Below are 26,722 nucleotides of genomic sequence, written 5' to 3'. Positions count from 1 at the left end.
CGTGTCGAAGAAATTTTTGATATTTTTTGGGTGGTATATATGTATAAACTGAAACTCACTGAAGTCATCTTGGATGTCTATCTGGGTGTCTATGATTTTGAACAAGAACAATTGCAGCAAGTTAAATTAGATCTGATCATTAGTTATCACAAAGCACCAACAGGGTGTGTCAGTGATGATCTTAACGAGACGATTTGCTATGCAAGTATCAATGAATTATTATTAAAAACCGCACGACAAAAACGCTATCAATTAATCGAGCATTTAGCGCAATCACTGCTTGACGCGCTAAAAAAGATGCTCGAAGCATATAAAGTGGATATTTATCTTGAGTTACATAAAAAGCCACCGCTAGATAATGTCGCATTGGCAAGCTTTTGTGTGGAGCATGTATGTGCGAGGTAGTTTTAGGCTTGGGTAGTAACGTCGGTCATAAATTATCAAACTTGCGTCAAGCGATTGATTTGATTGCAAAGCGTATTGGTCAGGTGCAAAAAGTCTCACCCATCTATCAAACCAAAGCGCTTTTACCAGCTAACGCACCACCAAGTTGGGATATTGATTATTATAATTTAGCCGTTTTGGTGCAGACGAATTTAGCGCCTGAGGCGCTGTTAAGTGAAATAAAAAGAATCGAAACAACGCTAGGGCGCGATCCTGAGCATGCCTTTTGGTCGCCACGTGAAATCGATATCGATATTTTGTGCTATGAAGATTTAAGCTATCAAAATGAGCATTTAACGATTCCGCATAAGGAATTACTGAAGCGTAATTTTGCGTTAAAACCTTTGTTGGATGTTTATCCTTGTTGGCGCCATCCTCAGTATTCGGATGATCTGTATCAATATATAAAAAATATAAAAAAAATGCCAATGCTTGAGTTGGCACCCTTTACCTTAGCAGGTAGTCAAATTATGGCGATTGTCAATTTGTCGAGTGATTCTTTCTCGCAACAAGGTGAAGAGCTAATACCACTTGAGCAATTTGAACAATATATTATTGGCCTTGTCAATGAAGGTGCTGAGGTTATTGATTTAGGTGCTGAGAGCACTAAGCCAGATGTAAAGCCAATAACTGCAGAGGTGTATTGGCAGAGATTAAAGCCTTATCTAGAGATTGTCGAGTCACTGGTAAATACGCGCGTTTTGCCTGTTGATCTTAAGGTTAGCATTGATACTTATCATGCTGAAGTAGTGGAGAAAGCGCTGAATTACAGTTGTGTCAATATCATTAATGATATTTATGGGGTTGAAGCAAATCTCATTGCTGCCTTAATCAAAGACAAAAATATTGACTATGTTTTTATGCATCAATTAGGTGTTGCTGGTGGTAAGTATTTGTCAGGTGATAGTGATCCAGTGTCTGAGGTTATTGCTTTTGCTAAAGAAAAGATACAAATACTTTTAGATGCGGGCATACGCAAGGAAAGACTCATTTTTGATATGGGTATTGGTTTTGGTAAAACAGCCTATCAAGCACAACAACTACTTGATGGCGTTGCTGAAATTAAAGAGTCTCTTGGTGTTAAAATACTCGTCGGACATTCACGTAAATCATCTGTCATGCCATATGTTGCAACCAAAGACAATGCCGAAAAGGATCTGGCTACAGCAATGATTTCTCGTGATTTGATAAAAAAAGGTGTTGATTATCTGCGCGTGCATAATGTTCGATTAACCGCGATAGCGAAGCATATTTAATGGCGGAAGGTCACTGCATTTAGCAAATAGTTATGTTACACTTTTGCCCGCAAACATTATTAACTTTTGGAAGGCAGATGAATTCAAACATAACTCTTGCAAATGCTATTCGTTTTCTCTCAATGGACGCTGTACAGAAAGCAAAATCAGGACACCCAGGCATGCCGATGGGCATGGCAGATATCGCGACAGTACTGTGGCGTAAATATCTAAAACATAACCCTAAAAACCCACATTGGCTTAATCGCGATCGTTTTGTGTTATCAAATGGTCATGGCTCAATGTTGTTATATTCTTTATTGCATTTGACAGGTTATGACTTATCAATTGATGATTTAAAAAATTTCAGACAATTACACTCAAAAACCCCAGGGCATCCTGAGTATGGTTACGCGCCAGGTATTGAGACAACAACTGGTCCTTTAGGGCAAGGTATTGCAAATGCTGTCGGTATGGCACTGGCAGAAAAGCTGTTAGCAGATGGCTATAATCAGCCTGGGCATGAGATTATTAATCACTTTACCTATGTGTTTATGGGTGATGGTTGCCTAATGGAAGGTGTTTCACATGAGGTGAGTTCCTTAGCAGGTACGTTGAAATTAGGTAAATTAATCGCTTTTTGGGATGATAATAGTATTTCGATCGATGGTGATGTAAAGGGGTGGTTTACCGAAGATGTTGCTAAGCGCTATGAAGCTTATGGCTGGCAGGTTATTACGCATGTCGATGGGCATGATTTTGATGCGATTGATGCTGCTATTGCTAAGGCACAAGCGGAAAGCTCAAAGCCAACATTGATTTGTTGCAAAACCAAGATTGGTCAAGGCTCACCAAATAAAGCAGGTAGCCATAGCGTGCATGGTGCGCCTTTGGGTGATGATGAGATTATGAATACGCGTAAAGCGCTTGATTGGCATTATGCACCTTTTGAGATTCCAGGTGATATTTATGCAGATTGGTCAGGTATTGAAAAAGGCTCAACACTAGAGCAGAGCTGGAATGAACAGTTCGCTCAATATCAAAAAGCGTATCCTAATGAGTTTAATGAATTAAATGTACGCTTAACCAAGAGTTTGCCTCAGAATTTTACTGGGTTTGTAGATAGTTATATCAATAAGTTACTCAATGACAAGCCAACGGTGGCAACGCGCAAAGCATCACAGATGGCATTGGAGGAAATTTGTAAAGTATTGCCGGATATGTTTGGTGGATCAGCAGATTTAACAGGCTCCAACTTAACCAACTGGTCGGGCAGCAAATGGCTTAACAATCATGAAAAGCATGCCAACTACTTATCTTATGGTGTGCGTGAATTTGGCATGGCAGCAATGATGAATGGTATGTCGCTTTATGGTGGCTTTAGACCGTATGGCGGTACTTTCTTAGTGTTTAGTGATTACGCACGAAACGCCATTCGTATGAGTGCGATTATGAAGCAACCAGTAGTTTATGTGATGACACATGACTCAATTGGTTTGGGCGAAGATGGTCCAACACATCAGCCAATTGAACACGTACCAAGCTTGCGTGTGATGCCTAATTTAAATGTGTGGCGTCCGGCAGATGTTGTTGAAACAGCGATTGCATGGCAGTGTGCGGTTGAAGAGCAAAACACACCATCATTATTGGCACTTTCTCGTCAAAACCTACCAACTTTAGTGGCAAGTAATAGCCAAGCACAACTGGTGAAAAAGGGTGGTTATTTATTAAAAGAAACCCAAAATGCTGAGATTACCTTGATTGCTACAGGTTCTGAAGTAAGTATCATGTGTGATGCGGCGGAAATATTAGCTAAAGAAGGCATTGCCGTAAACGTTGTCTCTATGCCTTGCGTTGAGAAATTCATGCAACAAGATGATGTATATCAACAATTCGTGATAAAACAAAATATTCCTGCAGTAGTCATGGAGGCGGCACAAGGTGATTTATGGTATCGTTTATTGCCAAAGACAGGTGGAGATGTGATTAGCTTAAATCACTTTGGTGAATCAGCACCGGCTGAAAAATTATATGAGGCATTTGGTTTAACCGCACAAAACGCTGTGGCTAAAGCCAAAACGCTTCTATCTAAAACAACGGTTGAAAGTTTATAAGCCATATACGGCTAGTTTAAAAAAGGAGAAATAAAAGATGGCAATTAAAATTGCAATTAATGGTTATGGTCGCATCGGTCGCTGTGTATTACGTGCGATTTATGAAGCTGGTTTAACAAACGAGTTTAAAATCGTTGCCATTAATGATTTAGGCAGCCCTGAGGTTAATGTTCATTTGACAAAGTATGATACAACACACGGGCGCTTTCATGCAGATGTTTCTTTACAAAATAACGAAATGGTGATCAATAACGATCGAATTAAAATCTTAGCTGAGCGTAACCCAGCTGATTTACCATGGAAAGCGTTGGATATCGATGTGGTCTTTGAATGTACTGGTTTATTCACATCAAAAGAGAAGTGCGGCGCGCATATTCAAGCGGGTGCTAAAAAGGTTGTTATCTCGGCTCCTGGTGGCAATGATGTTGATGCAACGATCGTTTATGGTGTGAATCACAATGTATTAACCTCTGATATGACGGTTATTTCTAATGCGTCATGCACGACAAATTGCTTAGCCCCTGTGGCTAAAGTATTAAACGATAGTATCGGTATTCAAGAAGGTTTAATGACAACGATTCATGCTTATACCAATGATCAGAAAATTGTTGATAGCTATCACAGTGATTTACATCGTGCACGTGCTGCCGCTCACAATATGATCCCAACTAAAACGGGAGCCGCTGCCGCAGTAGGTTTAGTGTTGCCTGACCTTAAAGGACGTTTAGATGGTTTTGCAATGCGTGTGCCAACGATTAACGTATCAGTAGTTGATTTGACATTCACTGCTAAAAAGCACACTTCTGTGGAAGAAGTTAATGGTTTATTAAAAGCCGCTTCTGAAGCAGGTAATTTAAAAGGTGTGTTAGGCTATAATCTTGAGCCATTAGTCTCTATGGACTTTAACCATAATCCGCATCCATCGATCTTTGATGCCACACAAACGCGTGTGATTGGCAATCTTGTGAAAGTCCTTTCTTGGTATGACAATGAATGGGGCTTCTCAAATCAGATGCTAAGAACGACAAAAGCGTGGTTTGCAGCTAAGTAAAATAAGTAAAAAAGTATTTAAGGCGTGAAGGCGCCTTTTTTGTTTTTAAGGATTAATAATGAACTTTTTATCAATAACGGATGTGCCACTAAAGGGCAAAAAAGTACTCATGCGCGTTGATTTCAACGTGCCAGTTAAGGATGGTAAAGTCACCAGTTTCGTGCGCATTGATGCCGCATTACCAACTATTAAATACGCATTAAATCAAGGTGCCAGTGTGATATTGATGTCACACTTAGGGCGTCCTGAGGAAGGTGAGTATAATGAAGAATACTCACTAAAACCCGTAGCGGAATGCCTAACACAAAAGCTAGGTCAGTCGGTAAATCTTATCAAAGACTATCTTACTGGTGTTAACGTTAATGCCGGTGATGTGGTGATCTGTGAAAATGTACGCTTTAACAAGGGCGAGAAAAAATCAGATGACGCGTTATCACGGAAGCTTGCGAATTTATGTGATGTCTTCGTGATGGATGCGTTTGCAACAGCACATAGAGCGCAAGCCTCGACTTATGGTGTTGCTAAATACGCACCGATTGCCTGTGCCGGTCTTTTATTAACTGAGGAATTAAACGCACTTAAAGCAGTACTAAAAAATCCACAAAAGCCATTAGCAGCAATTGTTGGTGGGTCAAAAGTATCAACTAAATTAACCGTGCTTGAGAATTTAATTGATCAGGTTGATCAATTGATTGTTGGTGGTGGTATTGCTAATACGTTCTTAGTTGCGGCAGGCTTTAATGTCGGCAAGTCATTGATAGAAGCAGATCTTGTTGATACGGCACGTGCCTTGATCGACAAGGCGCGCGCAAAAGGTGCTGATATTCCATTACCTATTGATGTGCGAGTTGCAAAAAGCTTTAGCGAAGAGGCTAAAGCTGAGATTAAAACCATCGAATCGATTGAACCGGATGATATGATTTTAGATATCGGTCCTTTGACAGAGATAAAACTCGCAGCAACAATTGCTAAAGCCAAAACCATTTTATGGAATGGTCCAGTAGGTGTATTTGAGTTTCCAGAGTTTGAAGCAGGGACCAAAGCGATTGCCAAGGCAATTGCCGATTCAGATGCTTTTTCAGTTGCAGGAGGTGGCGATACCATTGCTGCGATTGAGAAGTTTAATATCAAAGATAAAGTATCGTACATTTCAACCGCAGGTGGCGCCTTTTTAGAGTTTATTGAAGGCAAAACCTTGCCTGGTGTTGAAGTATTATGTGAACGTGCACAAGAGGTGAAAGCATGAGAAGAACGAAAATCTTAGCAACCATAGGCCCTGCAAGCGAGTCCAAAGAAGTGCTAAGTAAAATGGTTGACGCCGGATTAAATGCGGTACGTTGTAATTTTTCACACGGTATGGCAGATGATCACCGTAAACGTGTGCAACTGATTCGTGAAGTTGCCAAAGAAAAAGGCGTTTATATCGGTATTCTAGCGGATTTACAAGGTCCTAAGATTCGTGTGGCTAAGTTTAAAGATGGCAAAGTGATCTTAAAAAATGGTGACACATTTATCCTTGATGCTGAAATGGATAAGGCAGCAGGAGATGAGAAATCTGTTGGTATTGATTATAAAGAGCTGCCAAATGATGTTAAAAAAGGGGATGTTCTACTGTTAGATGATGGCAAGATTGTGTTAACGGTTGCCAAAGTTGAAGGTGCTAAAGTGCACTGTAAAGTCACTGTGGGTGGCAAGCTTTCTAATAATAAAGGCATTAACAAAAAAGGTGGCGGCTTAACCGCACCAGCACTGACTGAAAAAGACAAGGAAGATATTAAAACCGCTGCAGCACTTGAGGTGGATTATGTGGCAGTTTCTTTTCCACGTGATGCCAAAGATATGGAGTATGCGCGTAAGTTATTGCTAGAATCAGGCTCAGAAGCAGGTGTTGTTGCTAAGATTGAGCGCACTGAAGCGGTGGCTAATATCGAAGAAATCATCAAAGCATCCGATGCGATAATGGTCGCTCGTGGTGATTTAGCCGTTGAGATAGGTGACGAGAATGTGCCAGCGGCTCAAAAGATGATTATCCGCTTAACGCGTGAATTGGATAAAGTGGTCATTACGGCAACGCAAATGATGGAATCGATGATTACAAGCTCAACACCGACACGTGCTGAAGTGTCTGATGTTGCTAATGCGGTATTAGATGGTACTGATGTGGTTATGTTATCAGCCGAATCCGCAGCAGGAGATTATCCTGTTGAAACAGTTGCTGCAATGTCACGGGTGTGTGAAGCGGCTGAGAATAGCAACTTAGTGCATATCGTCTCTAAGGATAATGTGACGCGTCACCATGATCGTGTCGATGAAGCAGTAGCGAGTGCTGCTGTGTATTTAGCAAATCATGTCGATGCTAAAGCGATTATTTCATTAACTGAGTCAGGCTCTACTGCGTTATGGATGTCACGTATTAATACTCATTTACCGATTTATGCGTTATCACGTAATCGCATGACTTTGGGCAAAATGACGCTTTATCGTGGGGTTGTACCGATTGAGTTTGACTCAACACGTATGGCGCGCTTTTATGTGAACCGTGAGGCATCGCTTGAGCTTGAAAAGCGTGGTATTGTCAAGGCGGGTGAGTGGATGGTATTAACCAGTGGTGATCACATGGGTGTTCATGGTGGCACCAATAAGATTAAGGTTATTCAAGCCGGTAATGTGGTTTAAGTATCTGAACAATGGTTTATTGGTAATCTTGGATATTCGGGTCAAGCTCAAATATGACAGTTTTTCGTCATTCTCGGACTTGACCCGAGAATCCAACAAAATACCTGATAATATTTGCAAGGCTACGTAAATAAAAAATAAGGATAAGAAAATGGCATTAGTATCATTACGTCAATTATTGGATCATGCAGCAGAACATCGTTATGGTATTCCTGCATTTAATGTGAATAATTTAGAGCAAATTCGTGCGGTAATGGAAGCCGCAAGCAAAGTTAAAGCACCGGTTATCTTGCAGGCTTCAGCAGGTGCTAGAAAATATGCAGGGGCACCTTTTATTCGCCACCTTGTGTTAGCTGCGATTGAAGAGTATCCAGATATTCCAGTATGTATGCATCAAGATCACGGGACATCGCCAGATGTTTGCCAGCGATCTATTCAACTAGGCTTTTCATCGGTGATGATGGATGGCTCATTAAAGGCAGACGGCAAAACGCCAGCAGATTATGCCTATAACGTTGATGTGACTAAGCGTACTGCTGAAATGGCGCATGCTTGTGGTGTATCCGTCGAGGGTGAGTTGGGTTGTTTAGGCTCACTTGAAACAGGGCAAGCCGGTGAAGAAGATGGCGTAGGTGCTGTTGGCACGTTGTCACATGATCAAATGTTGACTGATCCGGAGGAAGCCGCGCAATTTGTCAAAGAAACGAAAGTGGATGCTTTAGCCATTGCGATTGGGACAAGTCATGGTGCGTATAAATTTACCAAGCCACCGACAGGTGATGTCCTAGCAATCTCACGTGTTAAAGAGATTCACGCGCGTATTCCGGATACTCATTTGGTGATGCATGGTTCATCTTCAGTGCCACAAGATTGGCTTAAAATCATCAATGAATATGGCGGCGATATGGGTGAGACTTACGGTGTGCCTGTTGCTGAAATCGTTGAAGCAATCAAATACGGTGTCAGAAAAGTCAATATCGATACGGATCTACGTATGGCAGCTACTGGTGCGATTCGCAAATTTATGGCAACACATCGCGCGGAGTTTGATCCACGCAAGTATAATGCGGTTGCCAAAGATGCGATGCGTGATATTTGTCAAGCGCGTTATGAGGCTTTTGGCGCGGCGGGTATGGCAGATAAAATCAAGCCAATCTCTTTAGAGAAAATGTATCAAATGTACCAAACGGGTGAATTAGATCCGCGCGTTAAATAAGTAACTATGCAAATATTATCAGGTGTTTTTTGGATTCTCGGATCAAGTCCGAGAATGACGACAAACTGTCATATTCGGGCTTGACCCGAATATCCATGATTGCCAATAAACCATTGCTTAGGTACTTAGTTATTAGCTTTGATTCTTTTTGTTGGCTAAGGATAACGTTTTAGCGAAGTCTTTAGTCAATCCCTCTATATCTTGATATTTGTCATTACTAAATTTAGATTTTTTAGAAAATACAGTGTAATAGGTTTTACTAAAAATCGGTGTCGGATGAATAACAATCCCTTCAAGTTTAATGTCTTTATCTAAGTGTTCTACAACCTCGGGAATGGCTGGGATTAGTTGGACTTTGTTCATAATTAACATTCTTAAGGCCTGCTCAAGTGTGTTATATGTTTGGATGTGCTTAGCATTATATGATTTGGCGAGACAGCTTAATAATTCACTTGAGTAGCTATTATCTTTGACAAGCCCAATGGTGAGATTAAGCGTGCTGAGATTTGGACATAAATCAAAATATTGTTTTTGATGGTTTTGATTGGTAACCCAAGTATATTTGAGATGTGCTGTCGGTGTCTCTGGATAATAGACATAAGGCTCACGAGCTTTCTTTTTAGAGACCATCAAAGCACCATCCATTTTACCTTGCTTAACAAGTTGCCAGCATTGTTTCCATGGCATGATATAGACTTGTGCTGTGACATCAAGTTTATTTAGTACTTGCTTATTCAACGTCACATCAGAGCCAAGTACAGTATTGTTGTGTTTGTAATCATAAGGCGGCCAAGGCTCGGCGCAAAACTTGAGTGTTGAGTGACTTTCTTGTGCTTGGCTTAGTGCTGGTATGGCACAGATACCAAGCACGATTATCTTGGTTATTTGTAAATAGTGTTGAAATAGCCGTTTACCTTCCATGTTGTGTTTCCTTCCTGTTGCTGTAATTACCGCATCAACATTAGCACTTATCGTGTTAGAAATCATCCATGATCACAGTTTGTTTGTCAGAATTTAATTTTGCACGCTATCACAATTATCCGCAAAGATTGCATTAACGAATTTGTAACCATTAGCAGCGTCTTGATTAATGCTCCAACTCATCGCACCACCAAATTGTGGGTCATTAAAGACACTGGATGTTTGGTATGCTTTACATAGCTCACTATAAGCACGATCTTTGTAAACACCATTGTAAACAGTAGCGAGTCCTGCTGCGGTTTTATCCGAAGGTTGACCTGGGATAATTTTAGTACTAGCTGGAATAATTTGCTTTAAGCGCACAAAGCTATTAACCACAAATTGAGGATGCATTTGGTTAATATTTGTTTCACTGGCACCACTGCATATCGAGCCAATGCCAAATTGATCAATACAGTAGTGTCCGGTGTTATACTCTTGAATAAAGATATAATCAAACAATCCAGCCGCGACAGATTTTTCATAAATACGCTGTGTTCCAGTATTTACCAGATGGACCTCACCATTGTTGATTAGGTTAAACTGAGGTGCAGCAGTAATGACAAAATCAGCATCAATTTGTTTAATGGCTTGGATGGTTCTATAGATATCGGACTCCATTTTCTTTTCATCAATGCCGCCTAAATTTTCAAGATCAAAATCAATTCCATCAGCACCTAGAGATTTAGCATAGTTAACAATGTTTTGTGCAACAACTGCTGGATCCGCACCATTTGGTTTAAAGGTATTATGCTCACCACCAACCGATAAGATCACATGTTTTAATTTGCCACTTTGTTTAGCTTGCTCAATATCTTTTTTCATATTGTTTTGCCAGTTACCACCATTTTGCCAATCGGCATAAATGTTCCAAGGATCTGTCATAGTTAGTGGATTAGCATCATTCACTACAGCAAAGGCAAGTACAATTGTATTATAACCACGTTCAACGGCGTCACTTATTTTAACTTGCGTATTCCAAGGCGTTAAATAACCAACCATTAGTGGCTCATCTGCTTTTGCTTGATATTGTAATTTTGCATCTCCTTGGATAACGCCATCAATAATGCTAATCGGTGTTGCACTGTATTTTAGACCATCCATAGTGAAGCTTTCGCCTTTGATTTGATAGCTACCAATGCTTGGTACTTTAAATACATTATTGCCTAATTGTAAATACTGTGCATCTGATTGGTATTGATTGCCATTAGTACCTGCTATTGATGCCTTTGGATATGCCATTGGTGCGGCATTATTAAAATCAACATCGATATTAAGTGTACTGTAAGGTATTTCTTGAACATCAAAGTGAATATCAAGTGCGTAGTGCTCTTTGTCTTTGGCATCAATGCTTGATGTGCTTAATTGTGCAACGTAGATATGTCCATCTTCAAAGTCAATAATATCATTAACGCTAAAGTCATGTTCACCTTTGCTTAAGCCAATAGTTGTGCCTGAAAGTGGAATCATATGAAGCTTATCACCGATCATTAAAGCAATTTGATGGTCATCGGCGATACCGTGGGTGTCTCCACTTATCGTAACTTTAAGATCAGCCACTATGTGACCTGCGCATACGTGCCAAGCACTTGAGGTGCCTGGCACGTCATTTGTCCACCAAGTGTTACTAGCTACTTGCCATATTTGATCATCATGTAGGACAAAGTCACCTTTGCTATATCCGCCCCAATATCCATCATTAGCGCCCTTGTAAGCTTGTGGATTGCTTGGAATGTCCCCCATGCACTGTTCAGGCACTGGTGTTGGTTCTGGTTGTGGATCAGGCGTTGGATCTGGATCTGGGCTTGGTGTGCCGGTTTCTTGCCACGCAGATTGCCACCAATGTTCAAGTCCGGCAACACCAGGTTCATTATGCGATTGTGTACACCAAGATCCACCAATACATTCATAGGTTTTACCATTATTCGTTACGGTATCGCCCATTTGATAATTGGCGATATTTTCAGGGTAAGTAAAATGAGCGCTATGCGCAACACCAGCTAATCCTGCGCTCATAATGCTAGCAATAATGACTTTCGATAAGATTGTTTTATTTTTCATACTTTCCTCGATAGATGGTTAAATTAATTTTCTCGACAGGGAAAGCATAAGTTAAAAGATGAACTTAGGCGATAAAATGAGCATCAAGCGTTGTTATGGGGATATAAGATATGTTAATGAGCACTTGTGGGTGAATATTTAGTCTTAGCCCGAATATGACAAGAGACATTCTATGCATAAGTGTTAGGAAATCGATGGCTTTTTTGATACTCTTTTTTAAGGAATTAAATTGGAAGGTTAAGGAGTCATAGATTATGTCAAAAGGCTGGTTGACAGAGTACGCACAAAGTATTGAGCAAACGGAAGCGTTTTGGGCAAAGAAAAGTCAGATTATCGATTGGATAAGCCCGTGGCAAACTGTTAATAGTGGTAGCTTCAAAGAGGGAAATATCAAATGGTTTGAAGAAGGTGAGTTAAACGTCTGTTACAACTGTGTTGATCGCCATCTGCAAAAGCATGCCGATAAAGTTGCTTTTTATTGGGAGGGTGATAATCCTGAGCATAGGCAGTCGATAAGCTATCAAATGCTGTATGAAAAGGTGAATCGTTTTGCCAATGTCTTAAAGTCAATAGGTGTTAAAAAAGGTGATGTGGTCTGTATTTATTTACCGATGATTGTTGAAGCCCCTGTTGCTATGTTGGCATGCGCGCGCATTGGTGCGATACATTCCGTTATCTTTGGTGGTTTCTCGCCAGTGGCAATTGCTGATAGAGTCAATGATGCTCAATCAAAATTTATCATTACCGCTGATGGTGGTTTTAGAGGTGGTAAAGCCGTGGCACTTAAAGCCAATGTTGATGAAGCATTGAAGCGCTGCCCAAGTGTTGAAAAAGTATTAGTTATTAAATACGCCAATAATCTAATCAACTGGAATAATGCGCTGGATGTTGACTACAAAGCCCTTCTGGATACTGTGCCTGCCATCTGCCCTGTTGAAGTGATGAAAGCTGAAGATCCATTGTTTATTCTGTACACATCAGGCTCAACAGGTAAGCCTAAAGGTGTGGTGCATACTACCGCTGGGTACTTGGTGTATGCAGCGACAACACACAAACATATTTTTGATATTCAGAGTAATGATGTCTATTGGTGTACGGCAGATGTCGGCTGGATTACAGGGCATTCGTATGTGGTGTATGGACCACTTGTTAATGCGACCACGAGTGTGTTATTTGAAGGCGTGCCAAGTTATCCGCAAAAATCACGTTTTTTTGATGTAGTTGATAAGTATAAAGTCAGCATTTTTTACACGGCTCCGACGGCAATTCGTGCGCTACAAGCCGAAGGTGATGATGCTGTTTTAGCTCAGACTAGGCGTGATTCTCTACGTATTTTAGGCAGTGTTGGTGAGCCGATTAATCGCGAAGCTTGGCATTGGTATCATGAACAGGTCGGCAAAGGAAAATGCGCTATTGTCGATACGTGGTGGCAAACTGAAACCGGTGGCATTATGATTAGCCCTGATTTTAGTCATCAGCAGAAACCAGGTTCAGCAATGACGCCATTTTGGGGTGTTGATGTGGCTATTTTAGATAAAACCTCAGCTAAAGAAGTCAAAGGTGCATTAGAGGCGCATGATTATGGTGCATTGGTAATTAAAAAACCGTGGCCTGGCATGATGCGTAGCTTATGGGGTGATCATGAGCGCTATATGCAAAGCTATTTTAATGTTTATCCTGGGTATTATTTTCCTGGTGACGGTGCTTATCGCGATCAAGATAATCATTATTGGATCTCTGGACGTTTAGATGATGTGATTAGTATTGCCGGACATAGAATTGGTACGGCTGAGGTTGAAAGTGTCATCGATTCACATCCAGCGGTTGCTGAAACTGCGGTTGTTGGTATTCCTGATAGTATCAAAGGTGAAGTAATCTATGCATATATTACCTTGGAAAAGGGTGTTAATCCGGATGATTCACTTAAAAAAGAGATTATTCAGTGGGTTAGAAAAACCTATGGGCCAATTGCCAGTATTAAGGTAATCCAATGGGCGCCAATGCTGCCTAAAACAAGATCAGGTAAGATTATGCGCCGCATTTTAAGAAAGATCGCCCATTTTGAAGAGCAACAAATCGGTGATACCTCGACGTTGGCAGATGAAAGTTGTGTTAAAGATTTGATTCTACATCGTGTAGACTATCGAAAAACAGAGAGTATGTCTTAAGAATTTATGACCAGCTTTACTTTTAACCTGCGCCATTTTAATGGAATGGCACCGACACTTAACACGGTAGATGAATGGCAGAAATGGCATGCGTGTAAACAAGACCTGCCAAACTCAGGTGATATTACAACGACGTACGTACCTGCTAGCTTAAAGCGTCGCTCAAGCTTAGGTGTTAAGCAAGCACTAGAGGTGGCTTTAGCTTGTTTTGCGCAATCTGCAGAAAATCTCGTAATTGATTATACGGTGTTTGCCTCACAGCATGGTGAGGTTAATCGTGTGCAATCGCTACTTAGGCAGATTGCCCAAAAAGAGCTGTTATCCCCTATGGATTTTTCGCAATCGGTGCATAATACAGCCTCTGGTCTTTTGTCATTATCTCAGGGTATTAAAACCAATATCAACTCAATTGCTGGTGGCAAAGATACCTTTTTTATGGCTGTTATTGAAGCATTGACTTATTTACAGCTTAATCCGCATTCACAAGTATTGCTGGTGATCTATGATGAGCCATTGGCAGAGAGTTACAAATCCTATCACTGTGATTATGATCAGCAATATGCTTGTGCTTTTGTGATGGATAATTATGCGCATACAACAAAAGAGGGCTTCACCTGTCGCTTGGACTTATCACCAAGCACTAAAGCCGAAATAAAGAAAGACATAGCCGCGCAAACTGCTGTCTTTCCACCTGCTTTAATATTTTTGGCATGGGTGTGTGATCAGTTTGATAACAATCTTAAACAAGACAGTGCATTTTGGCAGTTTAATTGGTATAAAAATAATGGGGAGTAGAGTACGGAAATACGTGCTTAGACAATAGTTTATTGGTAATCATGGATATTCGAGTCAAGCTCGAATATGACGATTCATTGTCATTCTCGGACTTGATCCGAGAATCCAAAAAATACCTGATAATATTCGCATAATTACTTAGATAAAGTTGATGAGGGAAATATGATTAAAAAACAAATGAAGAGCGTTGGCTTTATCGGTTGGCGTGGTATGGTTGGGTCAGTGTTGCTTGAACGCATGCATCAAAATAATGACTTTGCGTCATTCAATCCTGTTTTCTTTAGCACATCACAAAAAGATCAACAAGTGGATGTCCTTGGTGTTGGCACTCAACGATTACAAGATGCATATGCCATGGATAGCTTGATGCAAATGGAGATTATCGTCACATGCCAAGGTAGTGATTATACCGCTGAGATTCTACCTAAATTGAGAGCTAACGGTTGGCAGGGGTATTGGATTGATGCGGCTTCACATCTGCGCATGGATGAGGGTAGTGTGATTGTATTGGATCCTATTAATCGTGATGTGATTGATAGCGCTTTAGCAAGTGGAGTTAAAAACTTTGTTGGTGGTAATTGCACCGTGAGTTTGATGATGCTAGCGATTCAAGGCTTACTTCAAGAAGATCTCATTAATTGGATTTCCGTCATGAGCTATCAGGCAGTGTCTGGTGCCGGTGCTAAGGCGATGATTGAGCTTGTTAAGCAAACGTCTTTAGCTAATGATGTTGATATGACAGATAGTTTGAAGCTTGAGCGTAATATTCACACTAAAGTGACTGCTAGCAATTTTCCATGTACGGAGTTTTTGACGCCGATGGCATATAATATTCTGCCCTTTATTGATGTACCATTAGCAAATGGGCAAAGCAAAGAAGAGTGGAAAGCGCAAGCAGAAATGAACAAGATTTTACAGCGATCACCCACCTTGCCAATTGATGGTATTTGTGTGCGCGTCCCTGTGTTAAGAGCGCATAGTCAGGCGCTGACGATTGAGCTTAAACAATCGATTGATTTGAAAGAAATAGAACAAAAAATAAAAAGTGCCAATGAATGGGTGCGTTTTGTTGATAATGATCCTAAACAAACCGCTCAGCATTTAACGCCGATGTCAGTGAGTAATACCTTGGATATTGCGGTTGGACGCTTGAAAAAGACTAATCTTTCAGATCGACATATTCAGCTTTTTACTGTGGGCGATCAACTGTTGTGGGGGGCGGCTGAACCCTTAAGAAGAATGTTAAATATTTGCCTTACTCAAATTTAAATTAGCCGAAGTTGATAATTCAAACAGCGCTTGAATAAATTCACGCATCACCTTATTGATCGGCTTATCTAAATGGTATGCCAAGTAGGCAGTAAATCCTTTCATGGTGACTTTTTGCAGATCATTGGCAGAAGCCCCCTTGGCTTTTAATGCGTCAGCAATACGAATCAAACGACCATCTTTAATTTCCTTTTGTAAAATAAAATCAGGCAACCAGCCAATACCTAAATTGGCAACAATGGCTTTTTTAGCAACTTGCGCATTTGAGAAAATCGAGATGTCTGTATTTTTGGGTACGGACTTTATTGTTTGCTCATAAAGTAGCGATTGCAGTTTAAGGGTGATAAAGGTTTGTTTGAAGATATTATCAATGTTTAAGTTATTTAATAATTCATGATTATCGCTTGAGCAGACTAGCGAGTTTTCTAAATTGCAGACTTTTTCGTTGTAATATTTTTTATCCAAAATATCACGGGAGGCAATAATTAAATCACCATCATAACGCTCATATAATGCCGTATAATCAAGGGTTGTAAAGTTGATGTTGTAATTCAGTTTGGGGTGTGATTTTTTCACTTGCTTTAATATCTGAATAATCCATTCATCATAAATAGGTGAGACAACAAGGTTTAATTTATAGTCTTTGTTTTCATGCGATAAATGATATAGCAACTTTTTAAATGACGCTTGAATTTCGCGCGCATAGGGCAGAAAGCTTTCTCCCTCGGCGGTTAAGAGTGACTTGCGCCCATTAAAATAAAAGAGCTTCTTGCCAACGTCCATTTCTAAGCTTTTGATTTGTTTGGTGACGGCAGGTTGCGTTAAGTGGAGTAAGTTGGCTGCTTCCGTTAGGTTTTCTGTTTCAACCACTTGTAAAAAAATTTGAATTTGTTTGTAGGTTAAGTTATACGCCATTTTATTGGTTTGCATTGAGCCGAGGATCTAATGTAGACGTATTATAAATAGCTTTCATACCCATCGTAAATCATTTTGCGGTGTTTAATGTCGAAGAAATTTTTGATAATTTTGGGCAATTGGATTGCGGGTAATAGCTGCCCTTGACAGAGTCTTTGGGCGCTCATTTGCTAAAACAATGAAACTGTTCATTATTTCTTAACGCATTCGCTATTGGCAAGAGCCAATTGCCTAAAAGTGCGAAAAGTTCAATGACAGAAATGCTGTAAATTGGTTTGCGATGGGTATCAGTCAATGTCATCGAGTGTTTTTATGGGAGGGTTTTGAGTGAGTGTAGGTGCAAGCAAGTCAGAAAACATCCGTGTGAATCACGCTAGGGGGAGTGCGCTACTGCTTGTTTTTCTCTGGCACCTACGGTAGCTAATACTATAGTGTTTAAAAGCTTAATGCAAGCCGTTGATTTCTGATTAGCCATAAGAGATCAGCGCATACTCTGCAGAGATATAAGGTAAATATATAGGCATTTGGCTTAAGTTTTCTTTTTAAGTGATGTTTGAAAAATGAAAATAACAATAGAAAAGCCAAGCGCTACCAAAAGATATGATTTGTCGATGACGATGTCTATGCCTGCTGCCATTAGGATCAAGCCTATAAAAATAAGTGAAGTCAACGCGATTAATTTCAGTTGTAGTGAATGTGTTAATTTTATTAAAAAGCGTGAAGCTAATAACATAATCGCGCATGAGGCAAGAATAGATACTGCAATCACAAAAATATTGTCACTTAAACCAATCGCAGTGATCACGCTATCGATTGAAAAAACTGCATCGATTAAAATAATCTGCGCAATTGCGCTTAGTATGTTTTTGGCAATCTGTGTTGAAACGGTTTTAGGGCGGTATAATAGATAGATTTCATGTAGTGCTTTACACAGTAAAAACAATCCACCGATGATTAAAATCATATCTTTAATGCTAATGCCATTACCAAAAATGGAAAAAATCGGTATTGTCCACTGCATGATTAGACTAATAAAAAGTAATGAGACGATACGCATTATTGCTGCCAATGAAATAGCAGTTATTTGCGCTTTACGTTGTTGGTGAACGGGAAGTTTGGCAGTTACAAGATAAATAAACAATAAATTATCAATCGCTAAGATAGTCTCAAGTGCGGTGATGGTTAAAAAGCTTGTAATAAGTTCCAGCGGAACGTCCAATCTAGGTATCCTCTTTAATGTATAATGACGGCACAAATGATAAATGCATATGGCATTATATGTAAACTTGCTACGGCAATTATTTTTAAGTTATTTTAACTTGTTTTTAGCAATCAGCTTGTGGCAGACTTTGAAAGCGCAAGAACACAACTAAAATACACAGGAGAAACACAATGGAATTAGTTGCTGTAAAAAAGGATAAAATTTTTCAAGCTTTAAACGCAATCCTTGAGCATGAGATGGCAGGTGTTGTTCGTTATACGCATTATTCATTAATGATTATTGGTCATGGCAGAATTCCAATTGTCAGTTGGATGCGTGCGCAAGCACAAGAGAGTCTAACGCATGCAACGCAAGCTGGTGAGATGATCACCCATTTTGGTGAACATCCATCACTTAAAATTGCACCTTTAACCGAAACACATAAGCATAATATTGATGAGATTTTAACGGAAAGTTTAGAGCACGAGCACGGTGCGTTAAAACTATATCGTGAGCTTTTAGCATTGGCAGAAGAAGCAAAATCCATCATTTTGGAAGAGTATGCACGTGGTCTTATCGTTGAAGAAGAGACGCATATTGGTGAAGTTGAAAAGATGCTTAAAAGACCGTTTTAAAAAGCGCGAAAAATGCCATACAAAAAAACTCTGTAAAATGTTTTGTGATGGCTATGTTTAAATTGCTACAATAGTTTCTCTTATTATTAAGGGGGAAGGTTTATGTCTAAAACAATTATGTATCAAGAGGCGTTGTCAGCGCCTTCAAAAGTTGCTGAGCAATTACAGTATAATACAAAGATTTGGCAAGAAATATGCGCGCATCTTAAGAAATATCCGCCAGCATTTGCAGCAACCGTTGCTCGCGGCAGCTCGGATCACGCAGCAACCTATGCGAAATACTTGCTAGAAAGTAAAATAGGATTGGTTACGGCATCGATTGCGCCATCTATTTATACGATTTACCAAAGTCAAACAGCGGTGGCAAATAGTCTTTTTTTAGGTATTTCACAATCAGGTAAAAGCCCTGATTTAGTGCAATCATTCTTAAGTGTAAAAAATCAGGCAACGACTGTCGCCTTAGTTAATGTCGAAGGTTCGCCATTGGCAAATGCAGCACGTTTTGTCGTACCACTCTTGGCAGGAGAAGAAAAGGCGGTTGCTGCAACCAAAAGTTATATTTGTGCGTTGACTGCTTTGGCACAGTTTATCGCTATTTATACTGAAGATAAGGTCTTGCAAGAAGCGCTTAATGCATTACCTGAGTATTTGTCCTTAGCGGCGAATCTTGATTGGCAAGTGGTGATTGATGCGTTAAAAGATGAACAAGATGCCTATGTTATTGGTCGTGGTTATGGTTATGCAATCGCTCAAGAAGCCGCTTTGAAGCTTAAAGAAACAGCATGCTTGCATTCAGAGCCGTTTAGCTCAGCTGAAGTGCTGCATGGTCCATTTGCTTTGATTAAAAAATCATTCCCAACCTTGGTTTTTGCACAAAATGATGCATCAGCTAAGGGCACAATCGAGTTGGCGCAAAAAATGCATCAAATGGGTGCTAATGTGATGTTTGCCATGCCTGGATCACGACATGTTAATAGTACGCATAACCTTGAAACAACCAAAAGCTTGCATCCATTATTGGATCCGATTTTGTTGATTCAAAGCTTTTATACCATGGCAGCTAAGCTTGCTACAGCACGTGGCTTAAATCCAGACCAGCCAGAGAACCTCAATAAAGTGACACAAACGGTGTAAGTGATGCAAAGTTATCGAATAACAGGCGCCCAAATCGTCACTAAAGATGCTGTTCTAGAAGGCGAAATTGCCGTTGAATGTGGCAAAATCATGGCAGTTGGTGAGCCACACTCGAGCTTTTCACATTTGCCCATCGTCGAATACCACCAAAGTGATAAGGTGATTCCGGGATTTATTGATACCCATATTCATGGCAGTTGTGGCTGTGATGTGATGGATGGTGAAATTGAGTCCTTAAAAGTGATTACATCATCCTTGTATCGCCAAGGGGTTACTTCATTTTTGGCAACGACCATGACCCAAACTGAAGCTGCAATTAGTAAAGCATTGAATAATGTCGCTGACTTTAATAAGTCGCATGCTCATGGTCGACACTTTGCCAATATCTTAGGTGTGCATTTAGAGGGACCTTTTATTTCACCGGATAAAATTGGTGCGCAAAACCCTGCGTTTTTGCAAGAGTCTTCGATTGCCAAGCTTAAAAGCTGGCAACATAAGGCAAATAACCTTGTTAAAAAAATCACACTTGCGCCAGAGATGTTGGGTGCTAATCAGGTGATTGATTGGTGTGTTAGTGAGCAAATGATTGCTTCGGTTGGACACACCAATTGCACTGCAAAAGAGGCACTAGCAGCAATTGATCGAGGCTGTTCTCAAGCGACGCATTTATTTAATGCGATGAGTGGCATTGATCACCGTAAACCAGGAGCAGCAACGGCTTTATTAATGTCAGAGAAGATTGTTGCCGAGCTGATTGTTGATGGCGTGCATCTAGCACCTGAAATCGTTGATATGGTTTATCGCGTAAAAGGAGCGGATGGTATTCTTTTGGTCACTGATGCGATGTCAGCACAAGCTCATGGCGAGGGTGTGTTTGATCTTGGTGGGCAGAAAGTAATTGTCAAAAATAATGAAGCACGACTAGAAAATGGTGTATTAGCCGGTAGTGTGTTGACGATGAATAATGCATTAAAAAACATGCTCACATATAGTGACTGCAGTTTGCCGGAAATTGTTAAGATGACGAGCTATAATGCCGCAAAGAGTCTTAATATGCATCATTATAAAGGGGATATCAAAAAAGGGGCGGATGCTGATTTGGTCGTTGTTGATAAGCATTTCCAGATTAAGCAAGTATTTAAAGCGTCATAATGAAAGTAGATGTTATTGTTATTGGGGCGGGTGCCTCAGGACTTATGTGTGCGATTGAGGCGGCGAAAAGAGGGCGCAAAGTATTGGTTCTTGATCATGCTAATAAGGTTGGGAAGAAGATACTTATGTCAGGTGGCGGACGCTGTAATTTCACGAATTATTATGTTGAGCCGGCGCGCTTTTTATCACAAAATCCACATTTTTGTAAGTCTGCCTTAACGCGTTATACGCAATGGGATTTTATCGCATTGGTTGACACTTATCAGCTGAATTACCATGAGAAAACCTTGGGGCAGCTTTTCTGTGATGGTAAGTCACATGAAATCGTTGATATTTTTCTAAATGAATGCCGTAAATATAAGGTTGAAATTAAACTAAATACAACAGTTAATCAGCTGCGCCAATGTGATCAAGTTGCACCAGCTGAGCTTGGGTTTTATGTTAAAACAACCGCAGGTGATTATCATGCCGAGTCTGTTGTTATTGCTACAGGAGGGCTCTCAATCCCAACGATGGGCGCCTCAGGCTTTGGCTATGAGATTGCGCGCCAGTTTGGTCTTCAAGTGCTGCCAACTTCAGCGGCATTAGTGCCCTTTGTGCTTGGTGAGCATGATAAATTAAAATATGCTGAGCTTTCAGGCGTTTCTGTATTTACTGAGGTCAGTTGTAATAATCAGAGTTTTCGTGAGAATTTACTCTTTACACATCGCGGCTTAAGTGGACCTGTGATGCTGCAGATCTCATCTTATTGGCAACTGGGAGATTATTTGCACATTAACTTATTGCCAGAAATAAACTCATTAAGTGAATTGCTTCATGTGCACAAAAAATCACAAGGTGCCACACTCCTAAAATCACTGTTAGAAAATTACCTACCTAAAAGGCTGTTGCCTTTATTTGTGGATGAATTATTACTTAATAAGAAGCTCGCAGATCTTTCTAATAGTGAAATCGAGCAGATGATGCAATGCTTACAATCATGGCAGATAAAACCGTGTGGTACGGAAGGATATCGCACAGCTGAAGTCACCAAAGGTGGGGTGAGTTGTGATGAAATATCTTCAAAAACAATGGAAACTCACAGAATTAAAGGACTTTATTTCATTGGCGAGGTCGTTGATGTCGCCGGATGGCTTGGTGGATATAACTTTCAATGGGCATGGGCATCAGGGTGGGCTGCTGGTCAATTCGCATGATTCTGATTTATAAATAATCAATTTGATTTAAAGTTAATCATTTTGAAATAGTTAATTTATCTATTACATATTGTTACATATTTACAAGCCATAAAAATAACGCTATAGTCTGTCGGCTTGGGGCGGCATGTATTTGGCAAAAATAATGCTGTATTTTAAAACATATATCTATCGTCAATGCTCGTTAAAGGAGGTTTGTGGCACTGTGATATTTATAAGGTATAAAAACGAATGTAAATAATAGAATTAAAAGAGGGAAGAGGAATATGGGTGCAGAGTTCACACCAAAAAAATCAGGCGTATCACTATTAAGTGCAACTTTATTAAGTGCCACTTGTATGGTCGGCTCAGGCTGGCTCTTTAGTGCGCAATTAACCGCAAAAATCGCAGGAAACTGGGCGTTTCTTGCATGGATTCTAGCAGCTATTTTAGTCTTATTAGTTGGCTTATGTTTGGCAAAGGTTGTTGCGGTTTATCCAGTGCGTGGTGCGACAACACGATCAAGCGCGTTATCACACAATGGCATCTTTGGTATGCCGTTTGCATTTGCTAACTGGTTTGGCATTATGGTGGTGATTGCCACTGAGGCACAAGCAACAACGCAGTACTTATCTGCAGCGATTGGATCAGATGCGTTGATGCAGAATCATGTATTAACTTATGGTGGTAAGTTTTTAGCTTTAGGTATTTTGTTTGTCTACTTGATCGTGAACTTTTACGGCATTAAGTTGTTAACACGAGTAAACAATGTGGTCACTGTGCTTAAGGTTTTCACGCCATTATTTGCCATCGCTGTTTTTTTGATTGCCGCATTTGATCACTCAGGATTGAGTAACAACTTTAATTTACCAACAAATGGTGATTATGGCTTTAGCAGTGCGGTGATGGCAATTATTGGTGCGGGATTGATTTACTCATTTAATGGCTTTCAGATCAGTGTCTCGTTTGCCAGTGAGATTAAAAATCCAAAACGTAATGTGCCGTTGTCTATTATCTTGTCGATCTTTATTATTTTGATCGTTTATATGGGCTTACAGTATGCTTTTATGGCAGCCGTTCCACATGAGCTTTTGGTTAAAAATGGTGGCTGGCAGGGCATGAACTTCTCATCACCATTATTGAATTTAGCCATGTTATTAGGTTTGAATTTCTTAGCTATTTTGTTATTGGCGGATAGTGTGGTCAGTCCATCTGGCACGGGATATACCTATCTTGGCGCTTCATCGCGCATGCTTTATGCAATGTCAGCAGAAGGGCAAATGCCGCGTTGGATTGCTAAACTTGATCCAGTGTATAACTTCTCAAAGCGCTCAATGATGATTAACTGGGTATTAGCAGCAATTGTCTTATTTAATGCCGAGAGCTGGGCGGCGTTGATGGTTGTGGTCACTGGTTATCATGTTGTTGGCTATATGGCAGCACCGATTAGTATGGGAGCAATTGCGCCTAAAACACGCTGGTTAGGGTTGGTCGTCTTTGTGATTTTAGGGCTTATCATGCTCACAATTCCAAGCCATGATTTAATGCTAGTTAATGGCTCATTAACTATCTTGTTGATTATCTATGCTTTCGTACAGCATAAAGTTGGCGTGCAAAAACTACTATTGTTTATTCTGCCATTTATTGCTTACCTATGGTTATTGTATATCGTGCCAAATATCTGGTTTGTTGCAATTATATCTATCATTTTTTATATATTAATCACGACTAAGTCTTATGTTGCAATGTGTAAAGAGCATGGTGATTTAAATCGAGTGATTGAAGATTAATAATATATATCTGGGCGTATACAATACGCCCCTACAGGAAGCTGTGCTAAACAGTTAGTTGATAAGGAACTTCAACAATAATTCGTGCTTGGCCTTTGGTCTCGGTTTTGCTCACACTTTTTAAGCCCCAACGTAACAGGGCAGTTTTTTGATTATGCAGGAATGTATGCCATAGTTTGGTAGTTTCTGCTTTAGGAAGAACCAAGACAGCCAATCCTCGCTCAGGCTCAGTTAAATCCGTGCGACGAATAAACTTGATTAATGGTCTTGATAGCGATTGATATTGCGAATCTAAAACAACAAGCTCTTCAGGGAAGTTTAATTCATTCCATTGTTTTTGTAAGCGTGCGGTTTTTTCAGGGTTGATGTTGATGGTTACAGGTGTGATATCAGGCGATATCTTGCGCGCAAAACTAAGCGCTGCAATCGTGCCTTTATGTAATTTTGATACAGGCACAATCACTTTTAATTGTGTGTCTTTTTGTAATGAGGTTTCAATTAAACCGGTATCAGCACTTAATGATAGCTCTTGATCCGCTAAACGATAATGGTGAGCAATACGATAAAACATCAAAATTAATAGCGGCAAAGCAATGATGATAATCCACGCACCTTCAAAAAATTTAGACTCAATAACGACAATGACGGCAATGAAAGTACAAAGACAACCGAAGCTATTGATGCTTGCTTTGATCCACCAGCTTTTGACCGTGCGACGACGGTTATACCATACGCGCACAAGACCTGCTTGGCAGAGGGTGAAGGCTAAAAATACACCAATGGAGTATAGCGGAATAAGCGCACTGGTATTGGCTTGAAAGACAATAATTAACACACAAGCAAAAACAGCAAGTGCCAAAATACCATTACTAAAGGCTAAGCGATCACCAACGTTTTGTAGTTGTCTTGGTAGGTAACCATCTTTACTAATCATTGAAGTTAGGAGTGGGAAGCCCGCAAAAGAGGTGTTAGCTGCGAGTAATAAGATTAAACAGGTAACTGTTTGTAATAGATAATAAAATACGCCACCACCAAAAATATTGTGTCCGATTTGCGATAATAAACTCTGATCGGTTAAAGGCTGTAACTCTAGTTTAGATGCAAGAAATGAGATTCCTAAAAACATCGAAATCAAGAGTACGATCAACACCATTAAGGTAATCGATGCGTTTTTAGCACGCGGCTGTTTAAATGACATCACACCATTAGCAACAGCCTCGATTCCCGTCATTGCTGAACATCCTGATGAAAAGGCGCGCAGAATGAGTGTCAAGGTTAAGATCCCTGTTAATGGCGCCATAAGATCTGTCGCATGTGAGTAATCAACAGGAGGTAAATTGCCAGTGAGATAGCGATAAAGCCCAATGCCAACCATCGATAATATAACGACAACGAAAGCATAAGTTGGCCACATAAAGGCAGAAGCTGATTCTTTCATGCCGCGCAGGTTCATCCACATGATAAAAATAATCGCGATAACAGCCATGAGCTCAGCATGTGATTGTACTTCAGGAAAAGCCGAAGTAATTGCTAAAATGCCTGCCGAGACACTCACCGCCACCGTTAAAATATAATCAAGCATCAGCGCACCTGCGGCAAGAAGCCCCATAAAGGTGCCTAAATTCTCGCGTGCCACAATGTATGCGCCACCGCCTTCAGGATAAGCATCAATGGCTTGTTTGTAGGATACGCCAACGACAACAATCAAAATGGCAATAAAAATAGCGATATGCATCGACATCGCTAGGGCTGCGGTACCTGCTAAGATAAGCACAGTTAAAATCTCACCAGTTGCATATGCTACGGAGGATAGTGCATCGGAAGAAAAAATAGCTAATGCATGTTTTTTTGATAAAGCATGCTCTTCAGCTTGGGCTTTGGGAATAGGGTCGCCAAAAAAAATGCGTCCTAATTTCATAAGTGAAATCCATCGTGTTTCTCATCGGTTAAGTCCGCGAATTTACACTATTTTTATTTTTTAGGCAATGTTGGCAGAATATCTAAAAAGACAGAGAAAGAAAAAAAGTAAAAAAAGGTAACTACCCAGCAGGTTAGATTTTGATAAACAGTAATTTTTGGAAATTTTTCCAGATTTGATGTTTTCATTTGCAAATAAATATGGCGTAATTTGATAGATGGATATGAAACTAGAAAAAATGATTCAAGAGCTATTGGCTAGAATCGACACGCTTGAGCGTGAAAATGCTCGATTAAAAGAGGAAATTGAGCAACTTAAGAAGCGGCTTTCTAAGAATAGTCGTAACAGCTCAAAGCCGCCTTCAAGCGATGGTTTGTCACGTCCTAACAAAAATAGCAGTGTCAGCGAGAAAGGTAAACTTAAGTCCAAGACTACCAAGAAGCAATCAGGTGGTCAAAGAGGTCATAATGGTAACAATCTTGGGCAAGCTAAACCAGATGAAGTCGTGACTAAATCTGTAACGAGTTGCGATCATTGCCAGAGCGATTTAAGTGACACAAAAGCACAAGGCTATGTAAGACGCCAGTTGCATGATCTACCTCAAATGCCAAAGCTTAAGGTGATTGAATATTGTCATGAGAAAAAGTGCTGCCCGAATTGTCAGAAATATACGACGGCAAGTTTTCCAGAGGGCATTAATGCGCCAGTGCAGTATGGTAATAACCTAAAAAGCTATACGACGTATCTGCAAAATCAACACTTGATTCCTGAACAACGAACTCAGCAGTTGTTAGAGGATTTATTTGGTGTCAG

Annotated in this window: 21 protein-coding genes; 16 read left to right on the top strand and 5 right to left on the bottom strand. The window is 40.2% G+C overall.

The window, feature by feature from the left end; all coding sequences use genetic code 11:
* The first annotated feature begins 39 nt into the window (after window positions 1-39).
* The 7 genes from F3D68_RS05050 to fba all read left to right on the top strand — a co-directional run bounded on the left by F3D68_RS05050 (window position 40) and on the right by fba (window position 8,736).
* A complete protein-coding gene (locus tag F3D68_RS05050; RefSeq protein ID WP_151193365.1) occupies window positions 40-405 on the top strand; it encodes a dihydroneopterin aldolase in 366 nt (121 codons plus the stop codon).
* Window positions 393-1,700 carry a dihydropteroate synthase gene (gene folP / locus F3D68_RS05045; protein ID WP_151193364.1) on the top strand — a complete coding sequence of 436 codons (1,308 nt, stop codon included), beginning with the start codon at window positions 393-395 and terminating at the stop codon, window positions 1,698-1,700. Before F3D68_RS05050 ends, folP begins: the two co-directional genes overlap by 13 nt.
* Before the next feature lie 77 nt (window positions 1,701-1,777).
* Window positions 1,778-3,793, top strand: a complete 2,016-nt coding sequence (tkt, locus tag F3D68_RS05040; RefSeq protein WP_151193363.1) for a transketolase — start codon at window positions 1,778-1,780, stop codon at window positions 3,791-3,793.
* 37 nt (window positions 3,794-3,830) lie between these two features.
* On the top strand, window positions 3,831-4,844 hold the full coding sequence (gene gap, locus F3D68_RS05035; protein ID WP_151193362.1) for a type I glyceraldehyde-3-phosphate dehydrogenase: 1,014 nt from the start codon (window positions 3,831-3,833) through the stop codon (window positions 4,842-4,844).
* A gap of 58 nt (window positions 4,845-4,902) precedes the next feature.
* Window positions 4,903-6,090: a phosphoglycerate kinase gene (locus tag F3D68_RS05030; RefSeq protein WP_151193361.1), complete on the top strand. Its 1,188-nt coding sequence runs from the start codon at window positions 4,903-4,905 to the stop codon at window positions 6,088-6,090.
* Complete coding sequence (gene pyk / locus F3D68_RS05025; RefSeq protein WP_151193360.1) at window positions 6,087-7,520, top strand: pyruvate kinase; 1,434 nt, start codon at window positions 6,087-6,089, stop codon at window positions 7,518-7,520. The genes F3D68_RS05030 and pyk overlap by 4 nt, the downstream gene beginning before the upstream one ends.
* Before the next feature lie 151 nt (window positions 7,521-7,671).
* A complete protein-coding gene (gene fba, locus F3D68_RS05020) occupies window positions 7,672-8,736 on the top strand; it encodes a class II fructose-bisphosphate aldolase (protein ID WP_151193359.1) in 1,065 nt (354 codons plus the stop codon).
* Between the two features lie 132 nt (window positions 8,737-8,868).
* Here the strand turns inward: fba and F3D68_RS05015 are convergent, their stop codons facing one another.
* The gene (locus tag F3D68_RS05015) at window positions 8,869-9,723 is read right to left on the bottom strand and encodes a substrate-binding periplasmic protein (protein ID WP_151193358.1); all 855 of its coding nucleotides are present in this window, start codon (window positions 9,721-9,723) and stop codon (window positions 8,869-8,871) included.
* A 27-nt stretch (window positions 9,724-9,750) separates the two neighbouring features.
* Window positions 9,751-11,757, bottom strand: a complete 2,007-nt coding sequence (locus F3D68_RS05010) for a glycosyl hydrolase family 18 protein (RefSeq protein ID WP_151193357.1) — start codon at window positions 11,755-11,757, stop codon at window positions 9,751-9,753.
* 254 nt (window positions 11,758-12,011) lie between these two features.
* On the opposite strand from F3D68_RS05010, the gene acs reads away from it, so the two are divergent.
* From acs to asd, 3 genes are all read left to right on the top strand, one after another.
* Window positions 12,012-13,925, top strand: a complete 1,914-nt coding sequence (gene acs, locus F3D68_RS05005) for an acetate--CoA ligase (protein ID WP_151193356.1) — start codon at window positions 12,012-12,014, stop codon at window positions 13,923-13,925.
* A gap of 6 nt (window positions 13,926-13,931) precedes the next feature.
* Window positions 13,932-14,720: a beta-ketoacyl synthase chain length factor gene (locus tag F3D68_RS05000; protein ID WP_151193355.1), complete on the top strand. Its 789-nt coding sequence runs from the start codon at window positions 13,932-13,934 to the stop codon at window positions 14,718-14,720.
* Window positions 14,721-14,897: 177 nt separating this feature from the next.
* Window positions 14,898-15,989, top strand: a complete 1,092-nt coding sequence (asd, locus tag F3D68_RS04995) for an aspartate-semialdehyde dehydrogenase (protein WP_151193434.1) — start codon at window positions 14,898-14,900, stop codon at window positions 15,987-15,989.
* Here asd and F3D68_RS04990 read toward each other — a convergent pair.
* Together F3D68_RS04990 and F3D68_RS04985 are read right to left on the bottom strand one after the other, a co-directional pair.
* On the bottom strand, window positions 15,963-16,919 hold the full coding sequence (locus F3D68_RS04990) for a LysR family transcriptional regulator (RefSeq protein WP_151193354.1): 957 nt from the start codon (window positions 16,917-16,919) through the stop codon (window positions 15,963-15,965). The two genes, asd and F3D68_RS04990, sit on opposite strands and share 27 nt — an antisense overlap.
* A 514-nt stretch (window positions 16,920-17,433) precedes the next feature.
* Window positions 17,434-18,123: a TerC family protein gene (locus tag F3D68_RS04985; RefSeq protein ID WP_191092707.1), complete on the bottom strand. Its 690-nt coding sequence runs from the start codon at window positions 18,121-18,123 to the stop codon at window positions 17,434-17,436.
* Window positions 18,124-18,296: 173 nt separating this feature from the next.
* On the opposite strand from F3D68_RS04985, the gene F3D68_RS04980 reads away from it, so the two are divergent.
* From F3D68_RS04980 to F3D68_RS04960, 5 genes are all read left to right on the top strand, one after another.
* Window positions 18,297-18,740 (top strand): bacterioferritin, encoded by a 444-nt coding sequence (locus F3D68_RS04980; RefSeq protein WP_151193352.1) that lies wholly within the window; start codon window positions 18,297-18,299, stop codon window positions 18,738-18,740.
* 102 nt (window positions 18,741-18,842) lie between these two features.
* Window positions 18,843-19,874, top strand: a complete 1,032-nt coding sequence (locus F3D68_RS04975; RefSeq protein WP_224728242.1) for an SIS domain-containing protein — start codon at window positions 18,843-18,845, stop codon at window positions 19,872-19,874.
* Window positions 19,875-19,877: 3 nt separating this feature from the next.
* Window positions 19,878-21,026: an N-acetylglucosamine-6-phosphate deacetylase gene (gene nagA / locus F3D68_RS04970; protein WP_151193351.1), complete on the top strand. Its 1,149-nt coding sequence runs from the start codon at window positions 19,878-19,880 to the stop codon at window positions 21,024-21,026.
* The gene (locus F3D68_RS04965; RefSeq protein ID WP_224728241.1) at window positions 21,026-22,222 is read left to right on the top strand and encodes an NAD(P)/FAD-dependent oxidoreductase; all 1,197 of its coding nucleotides are present in this window, start codon (window positions 21,026-21,028) and stop codon (window positions 22,220-22,222) included. Before nagA ends, F3D68_RS04965 begins: the two co-directional genes overlap by 1 nt.
* Window positions 22,223-22,488: 266 nt before the next feature.
* Window positions 22,489-23,991, top strand: coding sequence for an APC family permease (locus F3D68_RS04960; RefSeq protein WP_151193349.1), 1,503 nt, complete (start codon window positions 22,489-22,491; stop codon window positions 23,989-23,991).
* A gap of 46 nt (window positions 23,992-24,037) precedes the next feature.
* On the opposite strand, the gene F3D68_RS04955 is transcribed toward F3D68_RS04960, so the two are convergent.
* The gene (locus F3D68_RS04955) at window positions 24,038-25,909 is read right to left on the bottom strand and encodes an APC family permease (protein ID WP_151193348.1); all 1,872 of its coding nucleotides are present in this window, start codon (window positions 25,907-25,909) and stop codon (window positions 24,038-24,040) included.
* Between the two features lie 217 nt (window positions 25,910-26,126).
* Here F3D68_RS04955 and F3D68_RS04950 point away from each other — a divergent pair.
* Window positions 26,127-26,722, top strand: a 596-nt coding sequence (locus tag F3D68_RS04950; RefSeq protein WP_224728240.1) for a DUF6444 domain-containing protein, incomplete at its 3' end; no start/stop codon positions are given.

It is taken from the genome of Cysteiniphilum sp. JM-1 (assembly GCF_008711525.1).
Lineage (GTDB): Bacteria > Pseudomonadota > Gammaproteobacteria > Francisellales > Francisellaceae > Caedibacter.
This window is presented reverse-complemented; position numbering and strand designations above follow the sequence as displayed.